The 13,052-nt window shown below is 48.4% G+C and carries 13 protein-coding genes; 6 read left to right on the forward strand and 7 right to left on the reverse strand.

What is annotated here, in order from left to right; translation table 11 throughout:
• The first annotated feature begins 79 nt into the window (after positions 1-79).
• Positions 80-991, forward strand: coding sequence for an NAD(P)-dependent alcohol dehydrogenase (locus EJP77_RS14700; protein WP_127200003.1), 912 nt, complete (start codon positions 80-82; stop codon positions 989-991).
• An 82-nt stretch (positions 992-1,073) separates the two neighbouring features.
• Here the strand turns inward: EJP77_RS14700 and paiA are convergent, their stop codons facing one another.
• The 3 genes from paiA to EJP77_RS14715 all read right to left on the reverse strand — a co-directional run bounded on the left by paiA (position 1,074) and on the right by EJP77_RS14715 (position 3,008).
• On the reverse strand, positions 1,074-1,592 hold the full coding sequence (gene paiA / locus EJP77_RS14705; RefSeq protein WP_127200004.1) for a spermidine/spermine N(1)-acetyltransferase: 519 nt from the start codon (positions 1,590-1,592) through the stop codon (positions 1,074-1,076).
• 25 nt (positions 1,593-1,617) lie between these two features.
• The gene (locus tag EJP77_RS14710) at positions 1,618-2,070 is read right to left on the reverse strand and encodes a MarR family winged helix-turn-helix transcriptional regulator (protein ID WP_127200005.1); all 453 of its coding nucleotides are present in this window, start codon (positions 2,068-2,070) and stop codon (positions 1,618-1,620) included.
• Positions 2,071-2,243: 173 nt separating this feature from the next.
• The gene (locus tag EJP77_RS14715; RefSeq protein WP_127200006.1) at positions 2,244-3,008 is read right to left on the reverse strand and encodes an SDR family oxidoreductase; all 765 of its coding nucleotides are present in this window, start codon (positions 3,006-3,008) and stop codon (positions 2,244-2,246) included.
• 174 nt (positions 3,009-3,182) lie between these two features.
• Between EJP77_RS14715 and EJP77_RS14720 the strand changes: the two genes are divergently transcribed.
• Positions 3,183-4,352, forward strand: coding sequence for an alanyl-tRNA editing protein (locus EJP77_RS14720; protein ID WP_127200007.1), 1,170 nt, complete (start codon positions 3,183-3,185; stop codon positions 4,350-4,352).
• A 123-nt stretch (positions 4,353-4,475) separates the two neighbouring features.
• Here EJP77_RS14720 and EJP77_RS14725 read toward each other — a convergent pair whose 3' ends face one another.
• The gene (locus EJP77_RS14725) at positions 4,476-5,093 is read right to left on the reverse strand and encodes a TetR/AcrR family transcriptional regulator (RefSeq protein WP_127200008.1); all 618 of its coding nucleotides are present in this window, start codon (positions 5,091-5,093) and stop codon (positions 4,476-4,478) included.
• A 160-nt stretch (positions 5,094-5,253) separates the two neighbouring features.
• On the opposite strand from EJP77_RS14725, the gene EJP77_RS14730 reads away from it, so the two are divergent.
• Positions 5,254-6,954 (forward strand): MFS transporter, encoded by a 1,701-nt coding sequence (locus EJP77_RS14730; protein WP_127200009.1) that lies wholly within the window; start codon positions 5,254-5,256, stop codon positions 6,952-6,954.
• A 6-nt stretch (positions 6,955-6,960) separates the two neighbouring features.
• Here EJP77_RS14730 and EJP77_RS14735 read toward each other — a convergent pair whose 3' ends face one another.
• From EJP77_RS14735 to EJP77_RS14745, 3 genes are all read right to left on the reverse strand, one after another.
• Complete coding sequence (locus EJP77_RS14735; RefSeq protein ID WP_127200010.1) at positions 6,961-7,764, reverse strand: alpha/beta fold hydrolase; 804 nt, start codon at positions 7,762-7,764, stop codon at positions 6,961-6,963.
• Complete coding sequence (locus tag EJP77_RS14740; RefSeq protein WP_127200011.1) at positions 7,739-8,299, reverse strand: PadR family transcriptional regulator; 561 nt, start codon at positions 8,297-8,299, stop codon at positions 7,739-7,741. The genes EJP77_RS14735 and EJP77_RS14740 overlap by 26 nt, the downstream gene beginning before the upstream one ends.
• A 326-nt stretch (positions 8,300-8,625) precedes the next feature.
• A complete protein-coding gene (locus EJP77_RS14745) occupies positions 8,626-9,426 on the reverse strand; it encodes a PaaX family transcriptional regulator C-terminal domain-containing protein (RefSeq protein ID WP_127200012.1) in 801 nt (266 codons plus the stop codon).
• Between the two features lie 205 nt (positions 9,427-9,631).
• Here EJP77_RS14745 and EJP77_RS20705 point away from each other — a divergent pair, with 205 nt between their 5' ends.
• The 3 genes from EJP77_RS20705 to EJP77_RS14760 all read left to right on the forward strand — a co-directional run bounded on the left by EJP77_RS20705 (position 9,632) and on the right by EJP77_RS14760 (position 13,050).
• Positions 9,632-10,543, forward strand: coding sequence for an acyltransferase (locus tag EJP77_RS20705; protein ID WP_185897356.1), 912 nt, complete (start codon positions 9,632-9,634; stop codon positions 10,541-10,543).
• 93 nt (positions 10,544-10,636) lie between these two features.
• Complete coding sequence (locus EJP77_RS14755) at positions 10,637-11,836, forward strand: glycosyltransferase family 28 protein (RefSeq protein WP_127200013.1); 1,200 nt, start codon at positions 10,637-10,639, stop codon at positions 11,834-11,836.
• Positions 11,833-13,050, forward strand: a complete 1,218-nt coding sequence (locus EJP77_RS14760) for an MFS transporter (protein WP_127200014.1) — start codon at positions 11,833-11,835, stop codon at positions 13,048-13,050. Before EJP77_RS14755 ends, EJP77_RS14760 begins: the two co-directional genes overlap by 4 nt.
• The last annotated feature ends 2 nt before the right edge of the window (positions 13,051-13,052 follow it).

Below are 13,052 nucleotides of genomic sequence, written 5' to 3' on the forward strand. Positions count from 1 at the left end.
AAAACCATACTTTAGTAGCTATATGAGCATACCGTACTGCGAATATACTAGTTGCAAATTCAGGTTTGGAGGCTATCTTATGAAGGCGATAGTATGTACACAGTACGGGTCAGCAGATGTGCTCAAGCTCAGGGAAGTAGACCAGGTTATGCCAAAGGACAATGAGGTGCGGATCAAGGTTCATGCAACGACCGTAACTGCGGGGGATATCAGGGTTCGTGCTTTTCAAAGCCCTCTCTTGCTGTGGATTCCCATGCGCTTGGTTCTGGGTCTTCGTAAGCCTAGAAAACCTGTTCTTGGAGTCGAATTAGCAGGTGTGGTTGAAGCTGTTGGCAAGGATGTTAAGAGGTATAAGGTGGGCGATTCGGTGTTTGCATTAACCGGGATGAAATTCGGCGGCCATGCCGAGTATGCCTGCCTTTCTGAGAATAGCTTGATGGAGATCAAGCCGGAACATGTATCCTATGAAGAATCTGCTTCTATTTTATTCGGAGGAACTACAGCGATATATTTTCTGGGAAAAGGCAATATTCAGCAGGGCCAGAAAGTCCTGATCTATGGCGCTTCTGGAACAGTGGGGACTGCGGCGGTACAGCTTGCAAAGTACTTTGGAGCCGAGGTGACCGGGGTGTGCAGTGGAGCCAATCTGGAAATGGTGAAGTCCTTGGGAGCCGATAGGGTCGTTGATTATACGAAAGAAGATTTTGCTAGTCAAAATGAGCACTATGACCTGATCTTCGATGCGGTCGGGAAATGCTCAAAATCCAGATGCAAGAATGCACTAACTCCCGGCGGTTCTTACGTGACCGTGGATGGACAGGGCATTGCCAAGGTACTTCCTCAGGATCTCCTGTTCATCAAGGAGCTTATGGAGCAGGGGAATTTAAGGTCCGTCATTGATCGAACCTACCCGCTGGAGCAAATTCCTGAAGCTCACAGGTATGTAGAGAAAGGCCATAAGAAGGGCAGTGTAGTCATTCAGGTGAGTTAAGCCGAAAAGACAAACAAATAACAAAATTAAGATGCTGAGAAGCCCCGTAGATGTGAGACAAGGGGTTTTCTTTTGTTTGAGCCTATATTAAGGTTCTGGTCATTATGAAATCCACCTGTTCTTCATTCCCCATACGAAAGGGATGGGCTCCTGTTTGCACAAACCCCATCTTCTTATAGAAGGAGATCGCATTATTGTTTTTCTCCCATACACCTAGCCAGATTGACTTCATATTACGTTCTTTCGCAATTTCCGCAGCTTTGCTGAGCAGATATTTACCAAGCCCGTGCTTTTGATAATTGGGCTTTATGTAGATTCTCTCGATTTCCAGCGAATCCTCACCCATTTCTTCAGACTGGGCCCCATTAAAATTAACTTTTAAATACCCAGCGACTTCATTATGAAAATAAGCAAAATAGAACTGAGAAGAGATATGGGATAATTCTTTCTTTATTTGGTTTAGGTTAAATGCCTTTTCCATATAGGCCTTCATATTTTCCGGTGAATTCTGATGCTTGAATGTTTCATTAAAGGTTTCATAACTTATTTCCTGAAGCGTGTTTAAATCTTCGAGGGTACACTTGTGTATATTTATTGTCATTGAAATAAGCTGCTCCTTTGTGCAATTAATAATTTCTCTTGTTTCCCTTTTTTACAAACTCCCAGTCCTTTTCCACATTGCTTCTTACTCTTTGGAGAAGATTGAAGATCGTTTCTGTTTCTCTTTCTGACAGGCCTTCTAATGCCACGTGGTTGGAATGCTCATTTTCTTTTTTTATAAAAGGATAAACATTTTGCCCTTTCTCTGTTGGAAAGAGCAATTTAATTTTTTTGTTATGTCTGTCTTCTTTCTTTTCGATAAACCCGCTATTTTCAAGTTTCTGGACAGCACGGGCTGCTGTAGTTCGATCGACTTTTATCATCTCAGCCAGCTTTTCTTGAATGATTCCCGGATGTTCACATATCCGCACAAGGTACAAATACTGCCCTTTGGAAAGGTCATGTTCCTTAAATTCTATATTGCTGATGGAATCTAGTGCCCTGGCTATCATTCCAATTTCACGAAGAATTTCTTTCATAATGAACCCCTTATATATTTGAACTATTGAACTACAGATAAGGCATGAGTGTGAGAAGGAATCATTCCATACTCATGCCTACTGGCAATTCTTAAGTTTGAATATAAATCATCTTTGTTGCAAATGCAACAAAGATGATTGCATTTGCAACAAAAAATTAAGAAGACTAAAGCTTACAAATGTGAGCCGCCGGAAGCATCGATAAGCTGACCCGTTACCCAGCGGCTATCTGAGGAAGCCAGGAAGGCCGCGATATCCGCAATATCTGCGGGCTGGCCTACCCGGTTGAATGCGGAGAGGCCGGCTACGAACTTTTCTCCATCAGGATCCTGCAGTGTCCCTGCATTCATGTCCGTATTGATAATACCCGGCTGAATGGCATTAACGGTAATATTGCGTGGTCCGAGGTGTTTGGCCAAAGCCAGTGTGAAGGTGTTAATCGCGCCCTTGGTCAGGCTGTAACCGAATACTGCGGGGTAGGCAGTTCGGGTCACGACGGAGGATAAGTTGATGATTCGTCCGCCATCTCTCAGCCGTGGGAGCGCTTGCTGGGTAAGGAAGAGCGGGACCTTAACATTAATGTTAAGGACCTCATCTATCGCTTCCTCAGTTAATTCTTCCAAGGATAACACCTGGCCGATTCCCGCATTATTTACGAGAATATCGAACTCTGTACTTCCCGTCTGTTCCTCCAGCTGTACGTCAAGCAGATGAATGAACGCTTCGATATGATTTAATGTACTGAACTCTGTGCCGATCGCGAATGCTTTGCCTCCAAAATTATTGATCTCTTGAACTACCTGCTCCGCTGCAGCTTGGTTCCTGGCATAATGTACAGCAACCAACGCGCCCTCCTGAGCCAGACGCAGTGCAATGGAACGGCCAATCCCGCGGCTGGCCCCTGTGACCAGCGCTGTCTTACCTTGTAACGTATTCATATACTCATCTCCTTCTTATTGTCTCATCTCCAGTTCTATCACAAGGGAAGTTTCAATTTGTTGCTCTCTCATTCGAGAGTATGCCATTGGCGTGAAGATGGAATTATAGTAAGCTTGTGCAATACCGAAGTTGTACTGAACTAGGAAAGGTCTAAATGGGAAAGGAACTGGATAATGACCAAGAAGCTTTATTATGATTCCGCCTACACTACCGAATGGCAGACGGGTATTAGTCAGGTTCTCGAAAGAGAGGACGGGCTCTATATTACTTTGGAGGAGACCGCTTATTATCCGCATGGAGGCGGACAGCCCTGTGACCTGGGATGGATCAATGAGATCCCTGTTCTGGATGTGATTCTTGAGGGGAATGCGGTTCTGCATAAGCTGGAACGCCAGCCCGAAGGGGAGCGGGTCAGCTGCCGGGTGGATTGGAAGCGGAGGTTCGACCATATGAAGCACCACAGCGGCCAGCATCTGCTGTCAGCTGTATGTCTGAATCTGCTTGACGCCTTGACCGTCAGCTTCCACCTGGGAGACGACTATGCCACGATTGATATAGACAAGCTGGATTTGACGAACGAACAGTTGACCGCCATCGAATGTGAAGCCAACCGTCTGATCTATCTGAACCGCAGTATTGACAGTTATTTTGTTACTAACGAAGAAGCCGCGCACCTCCCACTGGTGAAGCAGCCTAAAGTGACGGAGAACATTCGGATTGTTGAGATTGCCGGTGTGGAATATAATGCGTGCGGAGGGACCCATGTTACTTCGACAGGGGAGATCGGCATCATCAAGCTGTTGAAGTCTGAGAAGCAGAAGGGAAATACCCGAATCTATTTCAAATGTGGATACCGGGCGCTCGAAGAGTTCAATGCAAGCATGCAGATTCTCGCAAGCCTATCGACCAAATTCAATACGGGCCGGGATGAAATTCTGGATCGCCTGGAGAAATGGGAGCATGAGCATAAGCAGCTTCAACTGGAATTGGCAGCTGTAAAGGCAGAGAACGACAGCTATTTCGCGCAGAAGCTCTTATCCGGAGCTGAAGGCAGTCTAATTATGCATGTTTTTGAGAACAAGCCGATGAAGGATATGCAGACGCTTGCGGTCAAGCTGAGTGAAGGCGGCGGGCGGTATGTGCTGCTTGCTTCAGAGCAGGAACATAAGGTTGTCCTTGCCCAGAACGGGAACCAGGAGCTTTCCTGCGGGGCTTACTTCAAAGAGAATCTTGGAACCTATCATGGAAAAGGCGGGGGCAGTGATAAGCTGGCTCAGGCCGGGTTCCCAAGCTGGGATGATGCTGCTGCCTTTATCGAATTTACAAGACAATCCCTAAGCTAGTAGCGGGCTGCTTATATGTCCGCTGCTTGAGCCAGAGACACATAGGTTCATGAACCCAAATAAAGCCGTGTAGATACAAGCTAACCTTGTGTCTATACGGCTTTTTGGTGCGCTAAGCCATGCCTATTTATACAAATAAACCACAATCATGCGGACGAGCTCATTCTTCAGGCGGTCAGCGGAGACGTTCCTGGGTGAGAACACGATCATATCGACAATGCTGTTCAGGGCCTCGAAAACAACCCATGAGGCAGCCTCCAGATCTTCAACCTTAAGATCGCCCTGACCCTGTTGAAGGTAGCTCAAAGTTTTGCGGCGGCCAAGGTCGAACTGTTCATCCATAAGCGACTGAATTTCTTTATCAGAGTTGTACATAACCGCAAGTTCCTTATGGAACTCCGAATAGACCTGGTGCGACTCAAGAAGGCTGTCCACCATATGAGCAATGGCCGTATGCTTGTCCATACTCTTGAAGTCAACTTCACCAAGAGAAGCATCAACCCGGGCTAACAGATTTTCATTATAAAGCTTCAGAGAATCTATGAACACAGCTCTCTTATCCGTGAAGTAGGAGTAGAAGCTTCCGGTCGATACTCCTGCTGCAGCAGAGATTTGCTTCGTATTGGTATTGTGATAGCCCTTCTCGGAGAAAAGCTTCATGGCTGCCTGAATAATGGCTTCCTTGGTCTTGATGCTCCGCTCCTGCTGTGGAGTTCTTACTTTATCTTCAGTCTCGCCCATTACATTCCCGTCCCCCTTTTGTATCTCGATTGTAGAGGAGAGACTTCGGACTGTCAACGAAAGGTGAACTAAAGTTCATAATTTCGATTGACAAATATGAACTATAGTTCATATAATTACAAACATGAACAAAAGTTCATATTATAAGGAGGGTTAAGGAATGAGTATGAGACTCAGAAGAGTATTCATTTTTACAGCGATTGTGCTGGGTTATTTCATGGCTCTATTGGACACGACCATAATTAACATTGCTTTACCGGAGATGACGCGTCATTTTGGCGGGACCGTGTCGGAGATTTCCTGGGTAATGAACGGGTATAATTTAGCTTTTGCTGCCCTCATTCTGACCGCATCCAGGCTGGCGGACCAATTCGGACGGAAGAAAGTATTTATTATTGGCGTTGTGGTATTCACCTTAGCTTCACTCCTTGCCGGCTTCTCATCAAGTCTTGCGATGCTGATCGTCTTCAGAGTAATCCAGGGTCTGGCCGGTGCGATTATAGTCCCTGTGACTATTCCTTTAACGACAACCTCCTTTCCAAAAGAACAGCATGGAGTGATCATTGGCGTATGGGGCGCTATTGCTGGATTGGCTGCTGCATGCGGCCCCTCTCTGGGTGGGATGATTACAGAGAAGCTGAGTTGGGCATGGATTTTCTTTGTAAATGTGCCACTGGGGCTGCTTAGTATCCTGTTGACCCTGCTGTTCATAAAAGAATCCAGAGATGATTCAGCAAGCAGGTCGATCGATTACGGAGGGATGCTTGGAATCACGGGAGCCATGCTTGCTCTTACGTACGCCTTAATTGAGGCAAAGGATTACGGCTGGAACTCTGGTTATATCTACAGCTTGATGGGTGCCGGATTGTTCTGTCTGCTGATATTCTTCTATATCCAGTGGAAGGTGAAGGAGCCTATGCTTCCTCTTATGCTCCTTAGAATTTCGGCATTCAACGGCTCCTCACTAACCCTGCTTATCGTAGGCGCTGCACTATCCAATATCGCACTATTGACTTCCTTCTTCCTAATTAGCGTGTTAGGAATGACTGTACTTAAGGCCGGGCTGGTCTTGTCGATGCTGGCAGTAGGGTCCATCGTGAGCTCGGCAGTCTCGGGAGGTCTGTCGGGTAAGTACGGCAGCCGCTGGTTCGCGGCCTCAGGGGTTGCTGTAATAGGCGGGGCTACTTATTCTTTAAGCAGCCTTGGTGTGAATTCTGCAGTTGGAGATGTGCTGATCCGGCTGGCGGCAGCGGGGATTGGAGTAGGTCTTACCATGGCGCCGGTCATGTCTTCGGCCATCCGCCATGTTCCTGAAGAGAAGGTCGGGATAGCTTCAGGTGTAATCAACATGTCCAAGGCATTTGGGAGTGTGCTTGGAGTAGCTATCATAGTGACCTTGTTCCAGCTCAATATCAACGATCAGGTTGAAACCGCCAAGGTTCTAAGTGCTGAGGCCATTCAGAATGACTCGAAGCTTCTGCCAGCCAGCCGGGAGATCCTGGTCAGTGTCATGAACAAGCTTCAGAGCCGGGGCGGCACTGAGGACGGAGTAACCGGTATCGATAGTACGACGGATAGTGAGGGGATTGAACAGAGTATAGAGCAGGCGATCTCTAGGCTTAATCTGGAGGAACAAAAGACCCTTGACGATGATCGCCAGGGTCAGATGAAAGAGATCGAATTGGTGTTGTCGGGTGCAGCAAGCCGGATGCAAGACGCATCGGTTCAAGCCTTTAACCACACCTTTAAGGTCGCGAGTTACATGGTTGTGCCGGGGATTCTATTTGCACTCTTGAGTGATGGCCGCAGGGGGCGGAAGCATCGGAAAGTCGTAAAGGGGCTTCATAATGCAGAAGTCTAAGGGGCATTAATGAATTTCCGATAAGAACTGTTCGACCGTCTTGTTAAATTCATGAGGTGTATCCGCATTGGCACAATGCCCGGCTCTTTGAAGAAGCACGAGCTGGGAATGTACTTCTAATTGATGCAGCTCATCGGCAGCTGCCCGGATGAGGGGGAGATCATGTTCGCCTACGATAAGGAGAAGAGGATAGGGCATGGGGTTATCTTTTCGTCTAAAAAAAGTGTTCATCCCTGCCATGGACCGAAAGGAGCGTCTGTTAAAATGCTTACTCCCTTGGGCGAACAAGGCGCGGCATTCATCCGAATAGCAGGAGACGGAAGACACATAATCCCTGAACTTCCTCATGGGCTGCAGCATATACAGTAACCACTTTAGGCCCTCTTTTCGTTGGCCCTTTAATATAATCTCGTTCGCTTTATGTATGGAGTAACCGCCTACTATGATTACCGACTTTACCTGGTCAGGGTAACGATCCGCAAAGGCCTGGGCGACAAGAGATCCCATGGAGACACCCAGCAGATGGCAGGCGCTGATGTTATTAGCAGTTAAGATTTGGTGCAGCAGATTTGGTACATCTTGCATAGTGACCTTGGAACTGAGGAGCGAACTGTTCCCGTGACCGGGCAAATCCAGGAGAATCAGCTGATAGTTCATCCTGAAATGGGAGATCTGCTGCTCGAACATGGTATGGTCAGCAAAGGCCGGATGCAGCATCACAATCGTTTCTTTTCCCTCATTGGCAATCCATATATAGGAATAGTCAGTATTCTTAAAATTCAGCTTACGCATACTCATCTTTCTCTCCATTCAGCTGTGCCTCCAATTCCTTCGAGAGTTTCGTGAACCATTCCAACATGCTCTGGTGATAATAGAGCCCAAGCTCCAATGTTTTGAGTTGATAGGCTGCTATGTCTTTAAGATGGTCAGGTATTTCCTTATGATTAGCCTCCAGAAAGGCAGCTTCGAACTCATGAACAGAGGCTTCGAGCTGGACAACCACTATATTTAGAATAGTCAGACGATCTGTCATAGTCATTAACCCCAAGAAAAACAACCGGGTAGTCACATCCTGCTCCAAACGGCTGGGTGCGACCTGGGATAACATCCAATCCTTAAAATACTGTGTTCCTGATTGGTTGATGGAATAGATCTTCTTCCTTCGCCCATTCTCAGTTACTTCATGACATACAATGTGGTCCAGGCTCTCCAGCTTCTTCAGAGCGGCTTGTATACTACCAAGACTTGCACTGAAAAATGGAGATACTTTCTGCTGCAGCGCGTTCCGTATATCATACTGGGATAGACTACGAATCATTAGAAGCCCTAATATAACAAACCCCATTACATTCACTTCCCTAAAATGTGGTAATCAGATTATAACATACCTATTAGGTATATGTAAGATGTAGTTTTAATAATAAATCTGTGGCTTTACATTTGTTTTTAGGCATTCACATATGTAATTAGATTCTCTACGGTGGTAGGAATATTCATCGAACAACCATCTGCTACGAGAATCAAATAACCATCTTTCATACGAGTGAAGTGAGTTTCTTTCAATGATTTACAGGAAATAATTCTCACTACATTATGAAAAAAGAGGCAAAGAGTGTGAGCTCTTTGCCTCTTTTAATGTTTGCAGGACGCCCCATACTCTGACGGTGACGTCTACGTAGTGGGAACAATCAGGGACAGTAGTTCCGTATCCGCCTGCAGCAGAGGAAGCAGTTGTTGCAAGTACTGATTGTAGGCGTTCCATGCTTGTTTCATGGGCCATTGATCGGGCAGCAGCTCGCGGGCAAGGAAAGGATCTTCCAGCAAAACTTCACCGAAATTTTCCCCAAGCTCCAAAATCTCGAGCAGCACTTGCCATGCCGTGATCTCCTCACCTCGTTCTAAGGAAAAGGTTAATTGCTTCTGCTTCTCCCCAGACCAGCGCATAAATGTTTCGTACTTCTTCTGAAGTTCCTGGATCGGCCATATTTGCTTGGCCTTCACAGCAGTAATGTCACCGACATCCATCTGTCCGTGCAACATACAAATCATGTCTTCCAAACCATGCTTTCGGGCAAAGGCAAGAATCGCGTCTTTTCGATTAAAAGGACAAATATAAACGCCATCATATAACGCACCGTATCCGACCTGGGTAAGCTCCCGCCGGAAGGAATTGCGAAGAGAGCGCAGCCGCTCCGGGAAGCTGAACATGATTATATACCAGAGACCGTCCCACGGCTGCTCCACTTCATTCATTTTGATCTGCAGGCTGCGAATGACCGACAAGCCTGATTCGGTGACGGAATAAGAGCGGTTTTCCACCGCAATGTATCCCTTCTGCTTTAGGGAGGCGAGGGTGTTCCGGATAATTTGGGAGTTCTTGCCGCGATGCTGGTAAATGTCAATAATCTCGGATGTTGTCATATAGTGTCGATGTCGAATCATGTAGAGAATTTGTTTTTCCAGAGATAACATATGGGTACCTCAGCTTTGGCTAGATAGTAATTTTATTATACGCGAATTGACGATTTGGCGATACATTGGCGAGGGAAGAAATCCGATCTATAATAAAAATGTATATATAACATTTATATTGACTATCGCATTTGCAGTTGTTACAATTCAGGTAAATACAGAATTAGGAATATATATAAAATAGTGGAGCGGAGGGAGCGGAGGATTGAAGACTTACGCATGCACATGGGTAGAGCCGACTGTTATTCTTGCTTCATCTTCGGTCAGCGACCGCTCAAGCTGGATTCGCAGAGGGACAAGCATCATGCATTCGAACATTAGCGATGGCGTCTTTATCGGTTTTCGCTGCAGTCTCCAGCATGTTCAGTTGGGGGAAGCCTCCATGATGGGAGCCAAGTGCCGGCTTCTGGGAACTCAGGATGCTCCGATCAGCGTCGGACGCTACAGCTGGATTGGAGCGGGGGTGACGGTTGAGCCAGGCGTACGCATTGGCGAAGGTGCCGTTATCGGAGCGGGTAGCTATGTCACGTCCGATGTGCCGGACTATATGGTTGCTGCCGGACGGCCAGCCGTTTTACGCAAAATGCGCCAGGTTACGAATGACGGCATTCCCGAATTCGGCGAGTTTCTTTCATTCATCCGGCAGAGGAGCAGAGAGACACCACTGGCAGACGACGAAGCGCAGATCGGCGATGACTGTTTTATTACCGCTACGATTCAGGCAGGCCGTCATTTGCGTGTAGGCAGCCGCAGCGTGCTGATCGGCGGCGCGAATGAAGAGGGAGTAGGAGGCATTCACGCTGGCGACGATGTCGTGCTTGGCACGGGCGTCATTCTCGAAGCACTTGGCGGCATCCGGTTAGGCGATCAGGTAGAGATTGATGATGAGGTGCTCATGGTAACGACAACCCATGAATACGAATTTCTCAGTTTGCCGCAGCTCAGACAACCGATTGTGGTCGAGTCCAAAGCGCGCATAGGCCGCGACAGTATCATTATCGGCGGCGTTACGATAGGAGAAGGAGCGGTTATCCTTCCGGGCTCACTAGTCCTTAAACACGTTCTTCCCTATGATACCGTATCAGGCGTTCCTGCCCAATCGATCATTCAAGAATGATCACAGCACCAGCCCAAAAAGGAGATGAAGTATTTGCGTATATCTTTAATTCCTATAGTTACAGGCTCGGGGCATAACATGAGAATATATTCGTTGGCCCGGGCATTGCTACATTCTGATCCATCTCTTACTATTGAGGTCTATTTGGGATCGCTGCAATCGATTTTTTCACCGTTGTTTGAGGAAATCGGCGTGGAGGTGATTGATTTATCCCCGAAAAAGGCCGTTGACCACTCCAAACATTCGCATTTATCCGACTTTTTAGATTGGAATACAATGTTAGAAAATTATTTATCCCCTATGTTCTACAATTCCCAACGCATTCTGCGTCTAACGAATCTGTTGCTTCAATCCAATCCGGATGTCGTCGTTTCTGATTATGACTTCAGTGCTTTGGCCGCTGCACAAATAGCCGGCATTCCCAGCGTGCTGGTCACAGAAAGGTATAACTTCACAATTACGGGCACATCTGACGAAGAACTAATTCGCGCCGGTTTTACCGTTCATGCGGAAGAGCTGGAGCAGGTTCGCACAGTGCTTAACCAGCTGTTTGTTTCCCTGACCGGTTCGGCGACGTATGTGCTGACAGATAAACCATTTGTGGAAGAGATAGATCGAGGCTCGGTCGCCGAAAAGCTGATTGAACAGGGAAAGATGAAATTCGTCGGGCCCATGATTCGCCCGATCGACAAAGCGCTTGACCGCCGCCATGAAAGGGAACAATTCGGCATCGAAGAGGGCGAGTTCCTGATCGTGGCGACGATGGGCGGCACTGCTATGTTCAGGGAAAACATGCGGGCGATGCAAAAAACCTATCTGGATACGTACGCCAGCGTGAAAGAAGCCATTCCGCATGCAAGAATGATTCTGATCGCCCGCGAACAGCTTGACGTTCCGGAAGGCGTCGTCTGCGTCACGTATGTGCCCAACTGGATCCCGCTGCTGAGATCGGCGGACGTCGTGCTGGCCCATCCGGGCTGGATCACCGTAACGGAAATATCCGCCTTGCGCATTCCAACGGTGTTTCTGCTCAGTTCTCCCAAGGAATACCACGAGCTTGAGGCATTCCGCCGTCTAGAGCTGCTGGGCTATCTCGTACAGTTGGGGCTGGACAGCGAAGCTCTAACGAGCAAGATTCTGAAATTGCGTGATCCGCAGGAAGCAGCGAGGCTGCAAGCTGCGTATGCCAGCGTAGCCCCCGATGCCGAAGGCGCGCTTCGCGCTGCGGAGTGGATCAAGCGGGCGGGACAGTCCGGGGCTGCCGCCAGACAGGAAGCCATTTTGCAGCGATGAAGGCGGTATCCACGCTCCAGGAAGCACGCATGACCGCTATATTGTTTCTGCTGATCTTTACGGTCGGCTGCGACACGTTTCTCGTTTCGCCGCTTCTGCCTAAGCTGGCAGCAGCCTACCATATGGAAGAAGCGCAGGGAGGGCAGTTCGTGTTGGCTTATGCGGGCTGCTACGCCGTTTCCGCGATTATCCTGGGACCAATGTCCGATCGTATCGGACGCAGTCGCATTTTGCTGGGAGGCGCGAGTTTGTTCACGGTCTTTACAGTCCTGTGCGGGCTGTCGCAAAGCTACAGGATGATGCTGCTGTTTCGCGCTTTATCCGGCGTGGCGGCAGCCGCCATATCACCGCAGGTCTGGGCGCTTATCGGCGACCATTTTCCTTACGAAAGACGGGGGAGAGTGCTTGGGATCGTAACGTCGGCTCTTTCGCTTAGTCAAATCCTGGGCGTTCCGCTGGCTGCATGGAGCGCGTCCGTATGGGGATGGCGATCGGCTTTTTTCATGCTTGCTGGGCTTTCATTAATGGGAAGTCTGACGTTCATGAATGGGTTTGCGCGAAACAGAACGTCGCCCCCGAAGGTACCGCAGGGATCTCTGCCAGCGGCCATCGCCCTGGGTTTGAGCCGCGCTATCCGTAATAAACAAGCGTTAACAGGGCTTGGGGTCATGTTTTTCATGAGTCTGGGAAGTCTGGGTATGTACACATTTATCGGAGTATTTCTATGGAAATACATGAATATGTCGCTTGTCGGTATGGGCTGGGCGATCGCGGCTATAGGAGGCGGCAATCTGGCGGGCAATTTGGCAGGCGGGTACGCTTCTGACCGGTGGGGAGAACGCTCCGTCGCTCTGTTCTTCATGCTGCTGATGGCGGGAAGCTTGCTTTCGCTGCCCTACTTGTCGGCTCATTCGCTGCTCGTCATGCTCGCTATTGTCGTCTGGCAATTCAGCGGAGGCGCATCGCTCGTGGCCTTCAATTCTCTGCTCAGCGAATTGGAACCGCAGGTTAGAGGGACCGTCATGTCACTGAATAATGCGGCGATGTACGCGGGTACAACGGTCGGGGTAGCCTTGAACGGCTGGATATTGGAACATTTTGACTTCATGGGAGTGGGATGGATCTGCGGGTCGGCCATCGCCGCAGCAGTTGTCGGCATGCTTCGGCTCAGCGCTCCTGCGCATAGGCGTCAAATCAAGATAGCCAACGAATAAGT

Origin of the sequence: Paenibacillus zeisoli (genome assembly GCF_003994465.1) — a bacterium.
GTDB lineage: Bacteria > Bacillota > Bacilli > Paenibacillales > Paenibacillaceae > Fontibacillus > Fontibacillus zeisoli.